19 protein-coding genes are annotated in these 21452 nt (G+C 51.9%); 12 read left to right on the top strand and 7 right to left on the bottom strand.

Annotation, left to right across the window (positions count from 1 at the left end):
- The first annotated feature begins 32 nt into the window (after positions 1 to 32).
- Genes A372_RS0124780 through A372_RS0124765 form a run of 4 tightly spaced genes read left to right on the top strand, consistent with a single transcriptional unit; the run spans position 33 to position 3890 of the window.
- Entirely contained in the window at positions 33 to 989 is a 957-nt protein-coding gene (locus A372_RS0124780; RefSeq protein WP_019423613.1) for an ABC transporter permease, read from the top strand.
- 15 nt (positions 990 to 1004) lie between these two features.
- A complete protein-coding gene (gene opp4C / locus A372_RS0124775; protein ID WP_019423612.1) occupies positions 1005 to 1931 on the top strand; it encodes an oligopeptide ABC transporter permease in 927 nt (308 codons plus the stop codon).
- 10 nt (positions 1932 to 1941) lie between these two features.
- Positions 1942 to 2925: an ABC transporter ATP-binding protein gene (locus A372_RS0124770; protein ID WP_019423611.1), complete on the top strand. Its 984-nt coding sequence runs from the start codon at positions 1942 to 1944 to the stop codon at positions 2923 to 2925.
- Entirely contained in the window at positions 2922 to 3890 is a 969-nt protein-coding gene (locus tag A372_RS0124765; protein WP_019423610.1) for an ABC transporter ATP-binding protein, read from the top strand. Before A372_RS0124770 ends, A372_RS0124765 begins: the two co-directional genes overlap by 4 nt.
- 484 nt (positions 3891 to 4374) lie before the next feature.
- On the opposite strand, the gene A372_RS39145 is transcribed toward A372_RS0124765, so the two are convergent.
- The 5 genes from A372_RS39145 to A372_RS0124735 all read right to left on the bottom strand — a co-directional run bounded on the left by A372_RS39145 (position 4375) and on the right by A372_RS0124735 (position 8722).
- Entirely contained in the window at positions 4375 to 4497 is a 123-nt protein-coding gene (locus A372_RS39145) for a hypothetical protein (RefSeq protein ID WP_272943481.1), read from the bottom strand.
- A 250-nt stretch (positions 4498 to 4747) separates the two neighbouring features.
- On the bottom strand, positions 4748 to 5770 hold the full coding sequence (gene hemH / locus A372_RS0124750) for a ferrochelatase (protein WP_019423607.1): 1023 nt from the start codon (positions 5768 to 5770) through the stop codon (positions 4748 to 4750).
- Positions 5767 to 6777, bottom strand: a complete 1011-nt coding sequence (locus A372_RS0124745; protein WP_019423606.1) for an ABC transporter substrate-binding protein — start codon at positions 6775 to 6777, stop codon at positions 5767 to 5769. The genes hemH and A372_RS0124745 overlap by 4 nt, the downstream gene beginning before the upstream one ends.
- Positions 6778 to 6800: 23 nt before the next feature.
- Complete coding sequence (locus tag A372_RS0124740) at positions 6801 to 7631, bottom strand: ABC transporter ATP-binding protein (RefSeq protein WP_019423605.1); 831 nt, start codon at positions 7629 to 7631, stop codon at positions 6801 to 6803.
- Positions 7628 to 8722 (bottom strand): FecCD family ABC transporter permease, encoded by a 1095-nt coding sequence (locus A372_RS0124735; RefSeq protein ID WP_019423604.1) that lies wholly within the window; start codon positions 8720 to 8722, stop codon positions 7628 to 7630. The genes A372_RS0124740 and A372_RS0124735 overlap by 4 nt, the downstream gene beginning before the upstream one ends.
- Before the next feature lie 257 nt (positions 8723 to 8979).
- On the opposite strand from A372_RS0124735, the gene A372_RS0124730 reads away from it, so the two are divergent.
- Together A372_RS0124730 and A372_RS0124725 are read left to right on the top strand one after the other, a co-directional pair.
- A complete protein-coding gene (locus tag A372_RS0124730; RefSeq protein ID WP_019423603.1) occupies positions 8980 to 9678 on the top strand; it encodes a class I SAM-dependent methyltransferase in 699 nt (232 codons plus the stop codon).
- Between the two features lie 53 nt (positions 9679 to 9731).
- On the top strand, positions 9732 to 10544 hold the full coding sequence (locus tag A372_RS0124725; RefSeq protein WP_019423602.1) for a glycosyltransferase family 2 protein: 813 nt from the start codon (positions 9732 to 9734) through the stop codon (positions 10542 to 10544).
- 59 nt (positions 10545 to 10603) lie between these two features.
- On the opposite strand, the gene ilvD is transcribed toward A372_RS0124725, so the two are convergent.
- Positions 10604 to 12289 (bottom strand): dihydroxy-acid dehydratase, encoded by a 1686-nt coding sequence (gene ilvD, locus A372_RS0124720; RefSeq protein WP_019423601.1) that lies wholly within the window; start codon positions 12287 to 12289, stop codon positions 10604 to 10606.
- A 250-nt stretch (positions 12290 to 12539) separates the two neighbouring features.
- On the opposite strand from ilvD, the gene A372_RS0124715 reads away from it, so the two are divergent.
- Both A372_RS0124715 and A372_RS0124710 read left to right on the top strand, forming a co-directional pair.
- The gene (locus A372_RS0124715; RefSeq protein ID WP_019423600.1) at positions 12540 to 13748 is read left to right on the top strand and encodes an amino acid deaminase/aldolase; all 1209 of its coding nucleotides are present in this window, start codon (positions 12540 to 12542) and stop codon (positions 13746 to 13748) included.
- On the top strand, positions 13745 to 15052 hold the full coding sequence (locus A372_RS0124710; protein WP_019423599.1) for a D-arabinono-1,4-lactone oxidase: 1308 nt from the start codon (positions 13745 to 13747) through the stop codon (positions 15050 to 15052). The genes A372_RS0124715 and A372_RS0124710 overlap by 4 nt, the downstream gene beginning before the upstream one ends.
- 211 nt (positions 15053 to 15263) lie before the next feature.
- Here the strand turns inward: A372_RS0124710 and A372_RS0124705 are convergent, their stop codons facing one another.
- Positions 15264 to 16376, bottom strand: a complete 1113-nt coding sequence (locus A372_RS0124705) for an acyltransferase family protein (protein WP_019423598.1) — start codon at positions 16374 to 16376, stop codon at positions 15264 to 15266.
- 244 nt (positions 16377 to 16620) lie between these two features.
- Between A372_RS0124705 and A372_RS0124700 the strand changes: the two genes are divergently transcribed.
- From A372_RS0124700 to A372_RS0124685, 4 genes are all read left to right on the top strand, one after another.
- Entirely contained in the window at positions 16621 to 17379 is a 759-nt protein-coding gene (locus tag A372_RS0124700; RefSeq protein ID WP_157259696.1) for a YwiC-like family protein, read from the top strand.
- A 139-nt stretch (positions 17380 to 17518) separates the two neighbouring features.
- The gene (locus tag A372_RS0124695) at positions 17519 to 18487 is read left to right on the top strand and encodes a sugar kinase (RefSeq protein ID WP_019423596.1); all 969 of its coding nucleotides are present in this window, start codon (positions 17519 to 17521) and stop codon (positions 18485 to 18487) included.
- A gap of 125 nt (positions 18488 to 18612) precedes the next feature.
- Entirely contained in the window at positions 18613 to 19296 is a 684-nt protein-coding gene (locus A372_RS0124690) for a bifunctional 2-keto-4-hydroxyglutarate aldolase/2-keto-3-deoxy-6-phosphogluconate aldolase (RefSeq protein WP_019423595.1), read from the top strand.
- Between the two features lie 202 nt (positions 19297 to 19498).
- Complete coding sequence (locus A372_RS0124685; protein WP_019423594.1) at positions 19499 to 21448, top strand: cache domain-containing sensor histidine kinase; 1950 nt, start codon at positions 19499 to 19501, stop codon at positions 21446 to 21448.
- Positions 21449 to 21452: the final 4 nt, after the last annotated feature.

The following is a 21452-nucleotide window of genomic DNA, read 5'->3' as shown; positions in this document are numbered from 1 at the left end:
TTTGGGTTTATCTAAAGCTAGGAGGAATATTTATGAAACAATACGCCATTCGGCGACTGTTGCAAATGATTCCGACCATTATCGGCGTTTCGGTTCTGCTCTTTATCGTGTTTGCGATGGCGCCGGGGAACTTCATTGATTCGAATCCGACGATCTCCAAAGAGCGCGCGGCCGAATTGAAAGCCATTCATGGGTTGGATAAGCCTCTTGTCGAACGTTATTTTACTTGGGCGGAGAATACGATTAAGGGCGACTTGGGGTTGTCATTGCAGCATAAACAGCCGGTCACGACGGTGCTTAACCGTTATATGTGGAATTCATTCTTAATTGCGGCCATCGTTCTTGTCTTAAGTTGGACAATAGCGATTTTGGTCGGCGTTTTTTCTGCAGTCAGGCAGCATTCCATCTATGACGGACTCATTACCTTTCTCGTCTTTGCTTTAATGTCGCTGCCGTCCTTCTTCGTCGGATTGTATGCGATTAAGCTGTTTGCAATCGATTTAAAGTGGACCCCAGTCGGCGGGATGTATACGTCGGGAAGCAACGCTACCGGCTTGGCCCGTATATGGGACCTAGTGGAACACTTGATGCTGCCGATCATCGTGCTTACCTCGATTAGCGTCGGAGGTCTGACACGCTATTTCCGGACGAGCATGCTCGACGTCGTCCGTCAAGATTTCATTCGAACGGCCCGCGCCAAAGGGTTGAAAGAACGGACTGTTATATTCAAGCATGCGCTGCGCAACGCTCTGCTGCCTGCGATTACGCTGCTAGGCATTGAGCTGCCGGGATTGTTCTCCGGTGCGATGATTACGGAGAAAATCTTCAACTGGCCGGGAATAGGACGCATTAACTTGGACGCGATTAACGCCCGTGACTATTTCTTATTGATGGGCTTTACGATGTTCTTGGCATTGTTGACGATGTTGGGTAATTTGTTGGCTGATTTACTGTATCGAGTCGCTGACCCACGTGTACGGATGAAATAGAAAGGGGAGTTATCTGTGTCTCAAACGGTAGCTGAATCCACAGCACAAGATAGTAAAGTGCAAACGATCAAACCGGCTTCCCCGTGGAGGTTGGCGTTCAAGCAACTGCTTAAAAATAAATTTGCGGTCGGGGGACTGGTCGTACTCGTACTCATGTTTCTCATTTGCTTTATTGGGCCATTTTTCTCGCCGTATTCTCTAGAAACGATGAATATCCGCAACGGCAACAAGCCGCCGAATGCGGCACATTGGCTTGGAACGGACAACTTGGGCCGTGACATCCTGCTGCGTGTCATGCTGGCAGGGCGGGTGTCTCTGCTTGTAGGTCTCGTAGCGATGATGATCTCGGTGGCCATCGGGAGCACACTCGGCGCCTTGGCAGGTTACTACCGCGGCTGGGTCGACTCCATCATTATGCGCCTTGCAGATATTATGATGTCGATTCCAAGCTTGCCATTGCTTATTATTCTCGGTGCGGTGCTGTCCGATATGAAGGTGCCGCCGGATAAACGTATTTATGTTGTTATGTTCCTGCTCGGATTTATGTCGTGGCCAAGCTTGTCGCGGCTCGTGCGCGGTCAAATACTGATGCTTCGCGAGCAAGAATTCATGCAAGCGGCTGAAGTGCTTGGTTTGCGCGACCGACGTAAAATTTTCCGTCACTTGCTGCCGAATACGATTCCAATTATTATCGTCGTGGCTACTTTGATGGTCGCTGGTGCCATTCTGCAAGAATCAGTATTGAGTTATTTAGGTCTAGGGGTTGTCCCGCCGACGCCGTCCTGGGGTAACATGATTACCGCGGCGAATAACTTGATCGACTTCCAGAAGCGTCCATGGCTGTGGGTTCCGCCTGGGGTCTGTATCTTCTTCACAGTAATTGCGATTAACGTAATTGGTGATGGTTTACGCGACGTGCTCGATCCGAAAATGAAGAGGTAGGAGATACGATATGGCAAACAATTTGATCGAATTTCGCAATCTGCGGACGAATTTCTATACCGGTGGCGGCGTCGTGAAAGCGGTCAATGATGTCAGCTTCTCGATTAAAGAAGGCGAAACGCTGTGCGTCGTCGGTGAATCCGGCTGCGGCAAGAGCGTTACCGCCATGTCGCTGATGCGCCTAGTCTCAGCTCCGGGGAAAATCGAAGGTGGACAAATTATTTATAAAGGGAAAAACCTGCTGGATCTTAAGGAACGCGAAATGCGTCAAATTCGCGGGAACGAGATTGCAATGATTTTCCAAGAACCAATGACATCCTTGAACCCAGTATTTACGATCGGCGAACAGCTGACCGAACCGATTCTGCTTCATCGCGGCGTGACGAAGAAAGAAGCGAAGAAGCGTGCGATTGATCTGATCGATCTTGTAGGTATTCCGCGTGCAGCGCAAATCTTCGACGCTTATCCGCATGAGTTGAGCGGCGGGATGCGCCAGCGGATTATGATTGCGATGGCATTGACCTGCGATCCGAAGCTGCTTATCGCTGACGAACCGACAACTGCACTGGATGTAACGATCCAGGCACAAATTCTAGACTTGATGCGCAATATTAAGAGCGAATTCAACACGGCGATTATGCTTATTACGCACGATCTTGGAGTCGTGGCGGAAATGGCAGATCACGTCGTCGTTATGTATGCCGGCAAAGTCATTGAAGAAGCGCCGGTCATAGAATTGTTCAAAAATCCTAAGCATCCGTATACACAAGGACTGCTGCGGGCGAAACCGATTATCAACGAACGCATGAAGCGATTGTATACAATACCGGGACAAGTTCCGAATCCAGTTGAACTGGGCAACAACTGCTATTTCAATGACCGCTGCGAGCATTGCATGGCGATTTGTACGGAGAAGCAGCCAACTCTGCAAACTTATGAGAAGGTGCACAAGGCGGCATGCTGGCTGTATGAGAAGGAGGGGGGAGCTCAATGAGTCAACAACCGTTACTTGAAGTAGACAACCTTAAGAAATATTTCCCCATCCAAGGCGGTATTTTTTCACGTACGGTAGGACATGTGCGAGCAGTTGACGGAGTCAGCTTCAGCTTGAATAAAGGGGAGGCGCTCGGACTCGTCGGAGAGTCCGGCTGCGGTAAATCGACGACCGGACGGACGATTTTGCGACTATTGGATAAAACAGACGGAAAAGTGCTCTTTAAAGGAACGGAGATTCATGACTTGTCCCGTAAAGACCTGCGCAAGATGCGTCCGAAGATGCAGCTCGTGTTCCAGGATCCGTATAGCTCGTTGAATCCCCGGATTAAGATCGGAGATGCTATCGGAGAAGCGCTGGTGGATCATGGTATAGCATCGAAGAACGATATCCGCGACCGTGTCAAAGAAATTTTGACGATTTGCGGCTTGGCACCATACCATATTGACCGTTATCCGCACGAATTCTCTGGCGGTCAGCGTCAACGTATTGGTATTGCGCGCGCACTCATTATGAACCCTGAATTTATCGTGGCGGACGAACCGGTATCTGCATTGGACGTCTCTATTCAAGCACAAATTATCAACCTGCTGAGCGACCTGCAGGAGCAGAAGAATTTGACCTATCTGTTCATTTCGCACGATTTGTCAGTTGTCGAGCATCTGTGCAACCGGATCGGCGTCATGTACTTGGGATCGCTCGTTGAGATGGCGCCGCGCGATGAGTTGTTCAAGCAGCCGCTCCATCCGTATACACAAGCGTTGCTGTCGGCGATTCCAGTGCCGGATCCAACCAAGAAGCCGGAACGGATTGTGCTGCAGGGAGATATTCCGAGCCCGGCGAATCCGCCATCAGGCTGTAAGTTCCATACCCGTTGTCCGTTTGCCACAGATATTTGCAAACAAGCGGTGCCGGAATATCGCGATGTGGGCAGCAATCATTATGTTGCTTGTCATTTGGTATAATCATTTATATGACAATTGATAGAAGAAAGACTGCAATGGTTGAGGCCATTGCAGTCTTTTTTTAGGTTTATCTCTATGTGGCGTATGAGCTGCTATGAGGCGATATGCTTGGCTGATGGGCCGTACCACAGCTTCGATTTCTCGAAATCGGATTTCAGAACCTTCTTAACAAGAAATGCTCCTATGAGAAGCCCGATGCCGTCAATGGCATACAGCAACTTGATTCCGATTCCTCCCATATTGTAGACGCTGTTGCCAAGTAGCGGAATTAAGATCGCGTATCCGCCGCCCGCGAAGCCCTAGCTAATGCCGATAACAATAATGGTTCTGATAGCTTTGTTCGAGCCAGCCTCGACAAACCCTTCCTTCAAAGCTTGACGGTACGGCTGCCGGTGGGACGAATCCGCTCGGCTTTCCTTCCAGTCGGAAGTATAAATGCATAGCGCTGGCCATAGGTAAGAGGCAGAGTTGACGGCAAAGCAAATCACGGGCGAGGCAGCGCCGATAGAAACCCGCTAAGAATGGCGCCGACTACACGCATCATGCCGGTAACCGCAGAATTCAAGGCATTCGCTTCAGCCAAATCTTCCGGCGGGACGGTGTACATAGCAGTTACGGCTGCGCAACAAATCATTAAATACAGCGTGTATTGCTTTCATTGACTGTCTGTTGATTATAGCTTAGCTCCTTTCTCCCCGTGTCTCAGATTTCAAATGGCAGGGAGCAGACTTACTCCGTCCGCAAAAGATTCTTTCCGTATCCCACTTTCCCGCAGTGCCTGAAGGGATGGTTTGCAGCACGTTCCTGATGGATTGGGAGAGTGACGTGAAGATAGGAATAACAAGGTATGAACTACGTTACTGTGAACAATAATCTCCTCTCAGCAAATGAGCAGCGACGATATCGGACATGAAGTCCATGAAATCAAATGCATCATTTGCATATTCCGTCCGTACGAATTGCACATTGCATTGCTCCGCCACTTGCTTCGCTTCTTCGCCAAGGTCATGGTACACTTCGATATTATCTGTCAACGACGTCAATTCGCAGACTACGACCGCTTGACAGCCGTCGGCTGCTGCCTGCTGAATAACATCCTTAATATCAGGACCGAGCCATCGCTGTGGTGCTGGCATGCCGCTCCGATAGGCGATATCCCAGTGGCAGATTTCTGCCTGCTCCGCAATCAGGCGGGCTAAGCGGCAATACTGCGCAATAAAGGCTTTATGTGCGGTTGGCAGTCCGGGCTTGCTATGAACCGTAAAGATGACCCGTGCTGTCGGCATGCTTGCCGAAGGCAGCCAGCGATAGGCATCCTGCACACGTCGAGCAATTAGCCTGATGAAGGTCGGATGCTCTTGCCAATCGGCTACGACGCTAATCTGCAGGGAGCTGCCTGCGGCGGCAATTGCTTTTTTCGCTTCCTGTACATACGTACCAGTGCCAGTCGGCGTGCAGAACGGCGTGAGGTGCAGCACGGCTAACTGATTGATGCCATCATGCACGGCTTGGTTTACCGCTTCGGGAACGAACGGGTTCGAATGCTTACAGCCGATATAGACGGGGATTGCGGATCCGCATTTCGTTCCGATCAGCCGTGATAGGGCATCCGCTTGCCTCCTGGAAACCGCATGAAGCGGATCGCATACGCCAGTCTGCTTGTATCGCTCGACCCCTTGAATTATGGTGTCCGCTGAAGGCTTATGTCCGTGAAGAATATGCTCGTACAGTGCCGGCACATCGTCAATGGACGAGCATGCGCCATAGGCTGTCAATAGAACGGCTCGTTGCGCCCGTTCTGCTCTCTTCGTCAAAGCCTCTTCATGCACGGGATATGGGGAAGGCTCCGCCTGATGGACGAATCTATGTTGCTCGTTCATCGTGTCTTCTCGCCTTCATCCCATAAGTCAGGATGAAGCCACGCTGACATTTCCATCAATCCATCTACTGTATAACGGTTAGGCGCTAGCAGATGTTTGGCTTTCATCGTTGTGATGCGGCCATTCTTCACTGCAGTCAGCGTCTTCCATGACGGCTGTGATTTCAATTCAGACAGCCACTCTTCTCCCGTGCCGTCCCAATCTCCAAGCACAATATAATCGGGATCAATTTTAATCAAATCTTCGCTAGAAGCTTTGGTCGATTTATTGATTCCAAGGGCAGCGGCTGCTGGCTCAGCTCCGGCAAGGCGAATCATTTCATAGGCAATATTGCCTGGACCGATGACGTATGGACCGGTATTCGGACCAACAGGTGATAATACGAGCACGGTTGGCTTAGTGGTGAGTGCTGACGTGCGTTCGGCGACTTCATTTAATTTATCTTTGATTTCTTTCCCGATGCTGTCGGCTTTCTCTGGCGCCCCTACCGCTTCACCAATCGTGCGGAAATTAGCGATCAGCTCATCAAAAGTGCCCCATTGCTCAAAGGTAACCACCTTAACGCCGGCTTGCCGCAGCAATTGCTCGGCATCGCTCTCGCTATTATGCAGCTTCGTAATGAGTACGAGATCCGGGTTGAAGGAGAGGATGCCCTCCGGGTCGAGGCCTGTAGCTCCGCTAACTTGGCCGGCAACCTGCTCGCCGCTCTCATGGTTGGACGCCAAGAAAGGGTTGGTAATGCTCTTCGGCACAGTTACCACCTGTTCCGGCGCGACGATCTCCAGCACAGCGTCGGCAGTATCCAGAGAAACAGGAGCCACTCTCAATGCTTCTGCTGACACGGCTGCCTTCTGGACCGCAGCGGTTTCTAGCGGGGAAGGTTCGGATGAGGCCGTGCGTGAATCGTTAAATAAAATGTTAGTTATAGCTGCTGCTGCACCAATGATGACGATGAGTGCTGCGCATAAAAGATATCGTTTCCGTTTTCTTCGTGTTTTTGCGTTCATTCGTTAATTCCTCCATGTTGTTCTTAGTAGTTAAAGTTATAATTGGCAATCGATTCTACTTGATCAAAGGCGATGACAGACAATCCCTTCGTATCGGGCTCCTTGCGTATGACGGCGTGAATACCATATACGGCATGCAATGCTGCCGTCGTCAGCACTTCGTCCGGTCGGCCGCTAGCTTCTACCCGTCCATCGTTTAAAAGCAGCAGCCGATCGCAATACCTGGAAGCGAGCGACAAATCGTGCAAGGAAGCGACCACGGTAAAGCCTTTCCCGGCAAGTTGCCGCAGCAGGGACAGCGTCCGCAGTTGATGGCGGATGTCGAGCGCGGATATCGGCTCATCCAGCAGCAGCAGCTGCGGCTCTTGCGCCAACGCTTTGGCGATGAACGCCAGCTGTCGCTGTCCGCCAGAGCAGGCGTGGATGTAACGGTCCCGCAATGCGTCGATTCCGCACTGGCGCATGGCTCGTTCCGCGCACTGGATATCCGCTGCGGACAAGCTCCGGAATAGCGACCGATAGGGATGGCGTCCCATCGTAACAATCTGCTCGATCGTGAAATCGGCATCGATAGAGCAGTCTTGCGGGACATAGCCGATGATTCGCGCACGCTCCTTGGCAGAATAGGCGGAATAAGGCCGACTCAAGAGCATGAGCCGCCCTTGTTCCGGCTGCAGCAGACCGCACAGCATGCGGAGCAGGGTGGACTTGCCGCTCCCGTTCGGACCGATAATGCCGAGAAAGGAGCCGGGATGCAGGTGCAGCGAAACGCCGTTAATAATCGGTCGACCGTCGATGGAGCAGGTTAACCGCTCGGCTCCCAGCAGCATGTCCGTCCTCTGATTGATGCTCATACGGATACCTCCTTTCGTTTGCGCAGCAGCATTATCATGAATAGCGGCGCGCCAATGCAAGCACAGACGACTCCGACTTGAAGCGTAATCGGCTGCAGCACCATTCTTGACGCGAGATCCGCAAGAACAAGAAACGATGCTCCGAATATGGCGCTGAGCGGAAGCAAATATCGATGGTCGGCGCCGGCGATCAAACGGACAAGATGCGGGATGACCAAACCGACGAAACCAATAATGCCGCTGACAGATACCGCCGTCCCGGTCAAGAACGATGCTAAGAGAAGGATTGCATAGCGTGCTCCCTGTACGGGAACACCGGATGCTTGCGCATGCTCATCACCAAGGAGCAGCAAGTTAAGCGTACGGCTGAACATATATAAGAGTGCGCCTGCGAGCGCAATCGGAAGGGCAATGATATGCACATGCTCCCAAGTTCTCGCCTCGAGCCCGCCCTGCAGCCAGAATACGATGCTTCGCAACTGCTGCTCATGGGGTGCGCTGGCGATAATGACGTTGATGACGGCTGACAAGAGCGCATTCATACCGATGCCAAGCAAGAGCAACGTCGTCACATTCGGCTTGCCGCTCGCCCGCCATATGGCAAGGATAAGCACTACCGCACCCAATGCGCCAGCAAAGGCAGCCAGAGGGAGCGCGAATGGAGAGTGTCTAGCGAAGCCGAATGCGATGCACAATACGGCACCGGCTGCCGCTCCGGATGATACACCGAGATACCCTGGCTCAACGAGAGGATTGCGAAATACACCTTGCATGGCGGCACCTGCTATCGACAGTCCGGCTCCAACAAATACGCCGGCAAGAACACGTGGCAGACGGATATCGGTGACAATCGTCAGATTGCGTTCTGAGACAGTGACATGGTCCAGCCACCCTGCTGCATGGAGCATTGCTGCGAACGTATCCGCAAAGGGTATCGAGACCGGACCGATGGAGCAGCTGGCAATGACGGACAACAGCAGCGTCAGTATCCCCGCGATAGTCAATGTGGTGATACGCAACCACTTGAAGGTCAGTTTGCGCCGGGGGACGGATTCTTGATGTCCTTGAGCCGGCTTCATCGTGATGTTCATGTTGACCTCCTCTCCTAGTCTGAAAGAAAATTGATTTAACGAAAATAAGTTGCATAAAGGAAACATTTATTACTATACCGCAGGTAATTGTTGCCGTCAATGGCTCAATTCGTGCGTCTTTGGTGTTATAGGCAGCATTAAAGCTGTGAGATGAGGGGATTTTCCGGGTTTTAACCCGCCTCTTTTTCTGTTGCTGGATGAACGTTTATACCAATATGCCGTGATGGAATAGAGTGAAATATGGAGGTGGAAGCGGGATGCTTGTTTTTTGGGAAAAGGTGATTTTGCCCCTCTTGAATTGGGCCGGAGCAAAAAAAATCGTCGAAATCGGATCCGAATTCGGCGGGAACACTTACAATTTTCTCCATTACTGCAGTGCCACGAACGGTGAATTATTTGTCATTGACCCTGCCCCACAGTATGATGTGCATGGATACAAGCGCATGTATCACAAACAATTCCATATGATACTGGATTACAGCTTGGAGATGTTGCCACATTTGAACGGGTATGATTTTGTGCTCATTGACGGCGATCACAATTGGTACACCGTGTACAATGAATTGAAAATCATCGAGTCCATGGCTATGAAGACAGGGAAATTTCCGCTCGTTCTGCTTCATGATACGCAATGGCCGTATGGCAGAAGGGATATGTACTATTTTCCGGAGTCGATACCGCCGGCCTTCACGATTCCGTATGCGCAAAAAGGGATGGAGCAGGGCCGTTCCGAATTGGTTGAATCCGGCGGGGTCAACTGGATGTTGAACAATGCGATTTATGAAAATGGGGAACGAAACGGCGTGCTGACTGCGATTGAGGACTTTTTGCAGCATACCCGGCTGCATCTCAGCTTCCACCAGCTTCATTCCCACAGTGGGTTGGGAATCATCACGACAAAAAATAGGTATTCCGATGAGCAAATCAAGACGATTCTGTCTGCCTCGCAATTATAAAAGCGCAGGAGTAAAAAACGGATGATGTGTTCTTAGGGAGGTGGGAACGACTAATGAGTGCGTCTCCATTAGGGATCGTCATTCCCGTCATGAATCAAATGGAAGTGACAAGAAAATGTATCGCTTACATTCGCAGCCATTCCAACGGGCAAATTCCGATATTGATTGTCGATAACGGCTCGCGCAACGAATATATGGATGAGCTTCGCTCGCTTAGTGATTACTACATCCGAAATGAAGAGAATATCGGCGTCATACAAGCGATGGATCAAGCGTGGCAGGTGCTCGATACCCGTTATATCATGTACCTTCATAACGATTTGTTCATTTTGGAACCGGAGTTTGATGTGAGGGTGAACCGGATATTGACGGAAGTCCCTTTTGTTGGGGCAGCCGGTTTTGGGGGAGGACACTCTGTAAATTGCGTCGGAGTAAGGACTTCATTTACAAGCAATCTGATTGATGCCGAGAGCCATGGCACGAGACTGCTCGAGGATTACGTTCCTTCGGTCGTTCTGGACGGGATGTGCTTAATTGTAAGAAAAGAGCTGATACAACAGATTGGCGGCTTTGTAAATCATTATTCGTTCCATCATTACTATGATATGGATATTTGTCTGGAAGCCATTTACCGAGGGTACAAAGTAATTACGATTAGCATCTCGATCGATCACCCGGGGAGCCGGACGGCCTCACAGCCAGAGTATGCGGCATGGCTTGGCAAGAAAGGCTTGACGGACGGGGACCTGTTCGAAATGAACCGCAATCGATTCATGTCTAAGTGGGGAGAACGGCAACATGTTGTCGTAGATTCGCAATTCAACTATTGTGATGCACACGGTCCCATTTACATGAAAACAACATAGACAAGAAAGCCAGTTCTGCACTGCAGCAGAACTGGCTTTCATTTATCGGGAAGCGCCTATTAAATCTTGAGAATTCCACCTTGGCTGGCGTTGGTGACCAGCTTGGAGTAACGCGCCAAGTAACCGGTCTTCACCTTCGGTTCAAAGCCTTTCCAATTCGCCCGGCGGCGTTCCAACTCTTCATCGGACACTTGCAGCTCAATTTTGCGATTGTTCAGGTCCAACTCGATAATATCTCCGTCTTCCACGAAAGCAATCGGCCCGCCTTCAGCCGCTTCTGGCGAGATGTGGCCGATGCTGATGCCACGGGATGCGCCCGAGAAACGTCCGTCCGTAATGAGACCGACCTTGGCTCCCAAGCCCATGCCGACAATTTGCGAAGTTGGCGCTAACATTTCAGGCATACCTGGACCGCCCTTCGGACCTTCGTAACGGATGACGACAACATGGCCTTCCTTCACTTTGCCGTTCGCGATGCCAGACAGCGCCTCATCTTGCGAATCGAAGCAAATGGCAGGACCGACGTGACGACCGCCGACGGATGGATCAACTGCGCCCACCTTCACGATGGCGCCTTCCGGCGCTAAGTTGCCGAACAGGACTGCGAGTCCGCCGCGCTCGCTGTGCGGCTGGTCGAGCGTATGAAGGACTTCGGTGTTCTGAATGTCGCAGCCGGCTACGTTCTCGCGCAGTGTTTTGCCTGTAACTGTAATGCATTCGCCATGCAGTGCGCCATCCTTCTTGAACAGCTCGTTCAAGACAGCGCTCACGCCCCCGGCATCATGCACATCTTCAATGTGATAATCCGATGCTGGAGCGATCTTCGCCAAGTGCGGCACGCGTGCAGCTACCTCATTAATCCGCTCGATCGGATACTCAAAGCCAGCTTCTCTTGCAATTGCCAGCGTATGCAGAACGGTATTGGTCGATCCGCCCAGAGCCATATCAAGCGCAAAGGCATTGTCGATCGCCAGATCGGTTACGATATCACGCGGCTTAATGTCATCTTTAATAATGTTCATCAATTGCTTCGCGGAACGTCTGACGAATTCGCGGCGTTCCGGTGACACGGCGAGTATGGTCCCGTTGCCCGGCAGGGCGATTCCGAGCGCTTCCGCCAAGCAGTTCATCGAGTTCGCTGTGAACATGCCTGAACAGGAACCGCAAGTCGGACAACCGAATTGCTCCAGCTCCTGCAAGCCTTCATCATCGAGCTTGCCAGCTTGATAGGCACCGACGCCTTCGAATACGCTTGACAAGGAGATGGAGCGTCCGGACGAGTCTTTGCCTGCCTTCATCGGTCCGCCGCTTACAAATACGGTCGGTATGTTGACCCGAAGCGCGCCCATAATCATGCCGGGCGTAATCTTGTCGCAGTTCGGGATGCAGACCATGCCGTCGAACCAGTGCGCAGATACGACCGTTTCCAGCGAATCCGCAATAAGCTCGCGGCTTGGCAAGGAGTAGCGCATACCGATGTGTCCCATTGCGATGCCGTCATCGACACCGATCGTATTGAACTCGAACGGCACGCCGCCCGCTTCGCGAATCGCTTCCTTGACGAGTTTACCGAACTCTTGCAAATGAACATGGCCCGGAATGATATCGATATAAGAGTTGCACACCGCAATAAACGGTTTATCAAAATCTTCTTCTTTAACGCCTGCAGCACGCAGCAAGCTGCGGTGAGGCGCACGATCAAAGCCCTTTTTAATCATGTCTGAGCGCATCTTTTTGGCTGTCATAAATGGTGAACCTCCGTCTCTCTTGCTCCCCTTTATGAGGGATGAATGGAATGTAAGCTTGCTTTCTTCAAAAGTACGCCAATGGGTATTTCTTAGAGTCTATCATAACTGCTCTGCTTTTTCTACCAACTTTAAACAAGCTTTGCACCGCATTCTGACAGGGAAAAACCGGAAAAGACAGCATCATTTCAGAGCTGAAAACGTATACATACTACGACATTATCCTCATTTCTGTCATGGAGGCATGGCGATGATAAAATCCCCCCATCCGTATGGGCAATACGCAGAACAGTGCGCCGGACTGCAAGCGCCGCTCGCTTGTCTCAACCTGGACTTGTTGGAGCAGAACGCGCAAGAAGTGCTAAGACGCGCAGGAGGCAAGCCGGTACGCATCGCCACGAAATCGATTCGCTCGCTTGAGGTGCTGCGCTACGTATCGAGACTGAGTCCGCGGTTTCAAGGCCTCATGTGCTATTCACCATGGGAGGCAGCCGCTCTGGCGCAGGCCGGCTTTGCCGATGTGCTTCTGGGATATCCTACAATGGATGCCGCTGCATTATCAGAATTGGCCAAATACTCAGTGAGAGCGCATCACGTCACACTGATGGCGGACGGTCTAGAGCAGTTGCAGCTGGCTGAGACGATCGGGCGGCAGGAGGGCGCCTGCTTCGCGATATGTCTCGACGTCGATATGTCGTCCTCCTTATACGGCATCCATTTCGGTGTCCGCCGTTCGCCGCTCCGCACCGTTGAGGAGACGCTGCGGCTTGCGGAGTACATCCGCCGCTCCTCGTCGCTGAGGCTCACAGGCGTGATGGGTTATGAAGCGCAGATGGCGGGTGTGGCGGATCGCGTGCCGGGTGCCACCATGATGAACACCATCGTTCGCCATCTGAAGCGGCGCTCGGGCAAGGACATTCAGGCGCGCCGCTCCCGCATCGTGCAGGCGCTCTCCGCCGAAGGGCACGAGCTTGCCTTTGTGAATGGCGGCGGCACGGGGAGTCTGGGCTTTACCGCTGCGGATGCCAGCGTTACGGAAGTAACGGCAGGCTCTGCCTTTTTTAATCCGGCTTTGTTCGACCATTATGCAGGCTTGAGGCTGTACCCTGCCGCTTCGTTCGCGCTGCCTGTCGTGCGTATTCCGAAGCAAGGCATCTATACATGCTTCGGCGGCGGTTATGTAGCATCAGGGAAGGCGGGCAAGGATAAATATCCCCGGCCAATATGGCCGGAATGCGGAATATTGCTGCCGAACGAAGGAGCAGGCGAGGTGCAGACGCCTGTGCAGTATCCGGAGGCGGGCAGCGGCGTATCGCTTCAGACCGGGGATTGGATATGGTTCAGGCATGCGAAGGCCGGCGAACTATGCGAACGATTTCGGGAGCTTCATGTGGTGAAAGGCGGCGTCAGGATCGGAACGTGGTCAACTTATCGGGGAGAAGGGTGGTGCTTCGGATGAAATCAGCTTCACAACCGCTGCATTGGAGCAATTGGTCGGGAACCGTGCAGTGCGATCCAGAGCAAATGTTGCGCCCGGACACAGAAGAGGAGGTATCCGAACTCGTTCAAGCAGCTGCTCGCCAAGGAAAAACAGTGCGCATTATCGGATCGGGCCATTCGTTCACTCCGCTCGGCGAGACCTCGGAATGGATGGTTCAATTAGACCGGATGCAGGGCATCCGCGAGCTGAACGAAGCGGAAGGCACCGCGACCGTCTATGCGGGCACGAGGCTGAAGGATTTGGGTGAGCTGCTCTTTGCGAACGGATGGGCGCAGGAGAATCTGGGCGACATTAACCGTCAAACCATTGGCGGCGCTATCGGCACGGGCACGCATGGGACCGGAGCCAGATACGGCAGCTTGGCGACGCAGGCCGTACGGTTCAAAGCCGTGCTCGGGGATGGAAGCATCGTGAACGTGGATGCCAGCCATCCCGATTGGTTCAAAGCGATGCAAGTATCGCTCGGCGCCTTCGGCATCATTACAGAAGTGACGTTGCGCGTCGTGCCGGCCAAGCGCAAGCGCCTGACCAGCTTCCGCACGACGCTCGAGGAGACGCTGGCCCAGCTTGACGAGTGGCGGGATCAACACGAGCACTTTGAATTTTTCTGGTTTCCCCATACGTCAGGGTCACAGGTGAAGACGATGAATTCGACGGAAGAGGAGGTAACGCCGAACCGGCGTTGGAACGAGTGGAGCAAATACGTTGTGGAGAACGGGCTGTTCTGGGGCATGTCGGAAGCATGCCGTCTCGTGCCTTCATTAAGCAAGCGTGTCAGCAGCGTATCCGCGCGCTTCGTGCCCGTGTTCGATGAGGTCGGTTACGGGCATCGGCTCTTCGTCACTCCAAGGCTCGTGAAGTTCAATGAGATGGAGTACAGTGTCCCGGCGGAAGCGATGCGCGGGGCGCTCCTCGATATTCAGCGCGCGGTGCAGAAGCACCGTTTCGCCGTTCACTTTCCGGTGGAGTGCCGTTATGTGCGGGGAGACGATATATGGTTGTCTCCGGCCTATGGCCGCGATTCAGCCTATATTGCGGTACATATGTATAAGGGGATGCCGTTTCAAGCGTATTTTCAGGAAATGGAGCGTATATTGCTTCATTACGGAGGCAGGCCGCATTGGGGCAAGTGGCATTCGCTTACGGCGGAGCAGTTGCGCCCTCTTTATCCGAAGTGGGATCAGGCGATGACGATTCGCGGGCAATGCGATCCGGACGGCATCCTGATGAACCGCTACGTCAGGCGGGTGTTGGGGGAGTGACTGGCGATCTCCTTCGATCTCCTTTGAATCCGAGTCATCCCCGCATAGTCTCGTCCTAATGACTTGGATTCAACAGTGACGGAAGCGGATATCCCCACCATGCTTGCTTCCTTTTTACTTCATTTTGGGCTTCACAACAAGCTGAGCCGCCCTAACATTGACAGGGCGGCTCATATATATTATCGAGCATGTCTTTATACCGACATGGATTTTATTTTCTTTGCGCTTGCCGGCTCATTCTTGTCATTCCGCGGTAAAACACGGATCGGCGTGTCCATGCGGCAATTTTGTCCCATTTCGGTTCAATGATCGGATGGCAGCATTCCCGAACTTGAGGCTGCGCCAGCATAATTGCGCCCGCAACGGAAGCGGCAATTAACAGAGCCGTTTCAATCCCGGCAGAAATGTGATTGTAGATGCCGGAATACACGACAAAGCGAATGACGATTCCATGAATCAAAAAGACGTAAAGTGTGCGTTGACCGAGAGCGGTGATGCCGTTGTTGCGTTTGGGCACCCATGCGAGGAAAGCGATGGAAGCGATGATTTCCAGTGCATAAATGCTAAGCCGCAGAACAGATGCCGCCCAGATGTTGCCCGTCCATCCCAGCTCGTGGAATGTCATGTTGTTCATCAGCCAGACTGGGTTGATCCGATTCGCCATCAAGTACAACGTAACGAGAATTCCAGCGGATAAGGCTGCCGCCAGCAGGCGGAGCGCCGGCGTAAATCGTGCGCGGAATGCATCGAAATTGAAAGTGTAGCCAATGACGAAAAACGGCAAGTATACGACAGACCGCGAGATGCCAAGCCATGCGCCTTCTACCGGAAGAAATCCGACGAGCACGCCGAGCATGAGTGACAAGATGATCGGATGGCGGACCTGATAGCGTGTGAAGAGCATCATCATAAGCCGCCAGAATATATGCCCGACAAGGAACCACAGCAATAGATAGGGCATGAAGAAGGAATGCGTAATGCCCGGAACCCGGAACAAGAACACATCGAGCAGCGAATATATCGATTGGAAAATGACATACTGCAGGGCGATCTGCTTCAGAACGCGAATACCAGCCATACCGTTCAAGTTATGACGCGCGAAATAACCGGTCACAAAGACGAACAGAGGCATATGAAACGCATAAATCCATAGAAACAAAGCTTTGATTTCCGGCATGCCGCCAATAAGAGGCTCGATAGCATTGCCGACAAATACGCATACGATTAACAAAAAACGCAAGTTTAATGCAAACGTCTCTCCACTCCCATGTGACGTTACCGATGCATTTTCGGGGGCGGTTCGTGTCAACCAACGCTCCCACATGGTGTATGTCCCTCCCTACAACATCAACCAATCGGCCTCTTTGTATATTAGCCGAAATTTCTTGTTATTTACAATTTAAAGTTATCATAGCTTATCGGCATATATTGTGATTAAGGTCACAAAGACTGAGGCGAAAGCGCTGCGCACTTTTGACAGAATTGCGAACGTTGCCCCGTCGCCTTAGACAGGAGCTCATCCTTGAAGTAACATATCAACATAGGGGAAATGAAAGGGGATGCAGAACATGTCTACCGTGTCTGCCGATAGTCGCAGCCGTCGGCTCAAGCGTGTGCGTTCATACATACCGAATCAGCACGGAGCATGGGCCATGCTGATCGTGCCTTTTGTAGTCGGTATGTTTGCGAGCCGGCCTAACATGACACATGTATGGCTGTTTGTGGCCTGGCTGGCTGTGTACTGCGGTTCCTTTGCGTGCATGCAGTGGATAAAAACGAGGCGGATAACGGTTTATCTAGGTCCTATGCTGGTATACGGAGTTACTTTTGTGGTATCGGCCGTTGTCGTGGTCGCGCTTCGCCCCGATATTTGGTGGATGGGCGCGGTGATGCTGCCGTTGTTCGTTGTTAACTTGATGTTCGCTAAGCAGAAGAACGAGCGGCATCTAGTAAATGATTTCGTTGCCGTTTTGCAATTTTGCTGGATGCTTATCATTTCGTTCGAGATTGGCGGCGGCACGGACTGGAGCTTGGCTTGGCGCTTGTTTGCCGCTTGTGTGCTGTACTTTGTCGGTACTGTTTTTTATGTCAAGACGATGATTCGCGAAAAAGGAAATCCCGTATATTATGCATTATCGATCATCGTGCACCTGATTGCGGCATCCATTGTTGGACTATTGTTTCCAGCGTGGATTGCAGTGCCGTTTGCGCTGCTGTTCATCCGCGCGGTCTGGATGCCGAAGCAAGCCGTAACGGTGAAGCAGGTCGGTATTTCGGAGATTGGATTCAGTGCCGTCACCGCTTGTTCACTCATTGCATTGCTCTGATTGGCAAGGCTGTTCTACCTGAATTGGGGGAAGGGCCTTGTCTTTTTATCAATTGACGCTGTGGCAAATATAGGATTATGATTAAGGACATGAACGATAGTGAACCAATGGGTTGTGGGGCGAAGGAGGTTGCGGCAACATGCAAGCGTTATCAAGGGGGAGCGAACCAGAAGTAGTAACTTTTGGCGAGTCGATGGCGCTCTTTAGTTCTGCCGACACACGGGGGCTGGAGTATGCGCAGACGGTAGGAAAATCATTCGGTGGCGCCGAGAGCAATGTGGCTATCGGCTTGGCACGCTTAGGTCACCGTGCCGGTTGGTGCGGCCGGTTGGGGAAAGACCCGCTTGGCCTTCACATTTGGAAGGCGATTCGCGGGGAAGGCGTTGATGTCTCCCGGGCCGCACTTGTCGGCGATGCGCCGACCGGCCTGATGATGAGAGAGCTTGTGGCAGGCAAATCGTCCGTATACTACTATCGCAGAGGTTCCGCTGCAAGCCGTATGGCGCCGGAGCATTTGGATATGGAATATATAAGTTCCGCACGTATGCTGCACGTTACCGGCATTACATGCGCCTTGAGCGATAATAGTGCGGATACGGTGGCGGCTGCGGTTCGGTCGGCGAAGGCAGCGGGTGTGAAGGTATGCTTCGATCCGAATCTGCGGCTTAAGCTGTGGTCAATTGAAGAAGCGCGAGCACGTCTGCTTCCGCTGTCTCTCGAAGCGGATTATTTTATGCCAGGACTCGACGAACTGAAGCTGCTATACGATACAGAGGATGAAGCAGCGATCTTCAAGCGGCTCTCTGCTCTGCCGGGCATCAGCATCGTCAAAGGCGGGCAAGGCGAAAATTACGTCGTTCAAGGTTCACATATCGAGAAAGTCTCTTATGAACTGGTCGAGCATGTCGTGGATACGGTAGGTGCGGGAGATGCATTCTGCGCCGGATTTCTATCTGGAATATTGCGCGGCAGCACACCGGTCGAAGCCGTCTCGTTCGGCAATGTGATGGGAGCAATGGTCGTGCAAGCTTTCGGCGATTGGGAAGCCATGCCGACATGGGAGCAGGTGCAAGCATCGCTTACGAATGCGGTTCATATCGAGCGCTAATTCCGCAAGCTTGAGCTTGATCTGCATATCAGACTGCTCGAATTTCGTCTAGTTGTGGTTGTCATGCACATGGTTGTCGAACACAAGGTAAAAGTAAAGGTGTAAGTATGGGGAGGAGAGTCAACATGGAAAAAATTCGCGTTATCCAACAAATACACGAGCAAGGTGTTGTTGCCGTACTGCGTGGGAATTCGCCTGAAGAGGTCGTTGAAATGGCGGCACAGGCCATTGCCGGAGGCATTCGCGTCATTGAAGTGACGATGACGGTCCCAAATGCGCTGCAAGCAATTGAACAATTAAGACGGATGTACTCTTCGAAATCTTCCAATGTGGACCGCTTTGCGATTATTGGTGCTGGCACCGTGCTTGAGCCTACCACCGCGCGAGCCTGCATTTTGGCCGGATCCGAGTTCATCGTCGGTCCGTCGTTGAATGCGGATACAATCAAGATGTGTAATCTGTACCGTATTCCGGTCATGCCTGGCGTCATGACAATTGGCGAAGTGCAGGAAGCGCTTGAGCTGGGGGCGGATATCATCAAGCTGTTCCCAGGCAATTTGTACGAGCCATCCATTATCGGGACGATAAAGGGCCCAATGCCGCAAGCGAACATTATGCCGACTGGCGGGGTCAACGTGGCGAATCTCGGCGATTGGATTAGAGCTGGCGCCGTTGCCGTAGGCATCGGATCAGACTTGACGAAGGAAGCGATAGCATCCGGCGACATGAGCTTGGTGCGCAAGAAGGCGGAGCAGTATATGGATGCGTACCGTCAGGCCAGATCGAAGCTGACGCTGCAGCCGCAATAGCAACAACAGCTCTTATGACCATAGGTTTATTAAGTTGTTAGATGAACCACACAACCTCCTCATTTCCATGAAGCGGCGATCCATGCAGCTATTTATTGTGGAAAGAGGAGGTTGTCTGTTTTGGTATGGTTTGCTTGTAGGAACAGATGAGCCCGTGGTAAGGTGAAGAATAAGAAGGCGCTTTCAAGGAGCGATGATCAGCATGCCTTATCCGGAGCCTGCCCCACGCTTGCACAAGCGAATTCGCTTGCTGTGGAAGCGGTTGATTTCGTTCATCCATCAATGTCTCAGACAGGTGACGATACGCCGGAGACTCACGACGACACTCGTTATTTTGGCGATTGCCCCCGTCTCCATCATGGGGGTATTCACGTTCACGCAGACGACGAAGGATGTGCGGGATAAGGTCAGTTACGCGTCCATCCAATTGCTGAATCAAGTGGCGAAAAATATTTATTACGTCAATCAGCGCTTCGAATCGCTGTCTGATTACATTATGTATGACAGTATGGTGCAGAAAGCGCTCATAGAGAAGGATCAGATTACGAGCTGGACGCAGCGCGTCGTCAATGAGCATATCAATGAGATGCTGGAGAAGCAATTTGAAATTTTAGCGGACATTAAGACACTGATGCTGTTCACCCCGGATGGTCAAGTATTTTACGATATCGGCTACAACCGGTTCCGTGAATCCGATCTTCAGGCGCTGTACCGCCAACTCGAAGCGCATACGGCTTCGAACCGTTCCCGGGAATTGTGGACGCACGTGAAGACGATAAACGGGGATAATTGCTTAGTATACGCCCGTCCCATCAACAACATGAACGATTGGAGCCAGCGGATTGGCTACATTGTCGTAGCAGTGGACGAATATTTATATTCGACCTTTACGTATGGCGATGTCACGATGGGACAAGGTTCCAGCTTGTTTATCATCAATACGGCAGGCAAGGTTATGTCGACGAGCGATTACAGGCTAAAGGTCGGACAGTTCTATCCCGATCCGAGCTTCAAGGACCATCTGCAAGTGGACGCGGAACGATTGAACGGCGTATTCACGATGAACCGGTCGATTGATTCCACCGAGAAACCTTATTTATTTGTTTATACGTACAGTGTATTCAATGATTGGTTTTTGGTCGGTTCCATACCTTATAACTATTTGAATGAGGAAGCTTGGAAGCTGCAGCGTGATTTCATCATTATCTGTGGCGTGCTGCTTGCTCTGTCGCTTGTCATTACGCTCGTCATCTCCACGAGCATTACGGGGCCTTTGAAGCGTCTGACGGACGAGACCAAGAGGGTCTCGATGGGACAGCTGGACAATCGGATTGTGGACAAAGGAAATGACGAGCTCGGCTTTCTCACGCACAAATTTAATGACATGGTCATTCAAATTAAAGATCTCATCGTGCGGACTGAGGAAGAGCAGCGGCTAAAGCGAGAGATAGAATTGCAAATGCTGCAAGCGCAAATTAACCCGCACTTTCTATTCAACACGTTGAACTCGTTAAAATGGACGGCAGCTTTAAGTCAGGCGGATAGCGTTAGCAACGGACTGGGCGCCTTGGCGGATCTGCTTCGACATACGATAGTGGATAAGAAGGAGCTTGTCACGCTGCGCGATGAATTCCGACAGCTGCGCAATTACGTCACGATTCAAAAAATGAGGTACGGGGAATTTGGCATCAATTTCGATGTTGATCCCGGGCTGTACGATATATACGTCATCAAATTTTTGCTGCAGCCGATCGTGGAGAACGCCATCATTCACGGGCTCGATACCGGGAAGGCGGAGCGGGTAATACGGATATCGGTTCGCCAGGTGAAAGTGTCTCAGTATATGAATACGCAGGGCGCGTTTGACACGGCTGCAGCGTCAAAGGCGATGAAGGACTCGCCAGTGCTGCAAATTCAAGTGAGTGATAACGGAAAGGGAATGGACGAAGAAACGCTGCGTTCCTTTTTCACAAAGCAGCCAAAATCCCACCAGCGTCTTGCGAATATCGGCGTTCATAACGTTCTTGAACGCATTCGCCTTCATTACGGTGAGCCTTACGGTATGCAGGTCATGAGCAGGCTCGGCGAAGGAACAACGGTGACGTTCTGTTTGCCGCTCATCCTTTACATTTCGTCGGCGGAACAGGATTAGACAT

It is taken from the genome of Paenibacillus sp. OSY-SE, from assembly GCF_000283315.1.
GTDB lineage: Bacteria > Bacillota > Bacilli > Paenibacillales > Paenibacillaceae > Paenibacillus_B > Paenibacillus_B profundus.
Note: the sequence above shows the minus strand (reverse complement) of the source record. Positions and strands in the feature narration are given on the sequence as shown.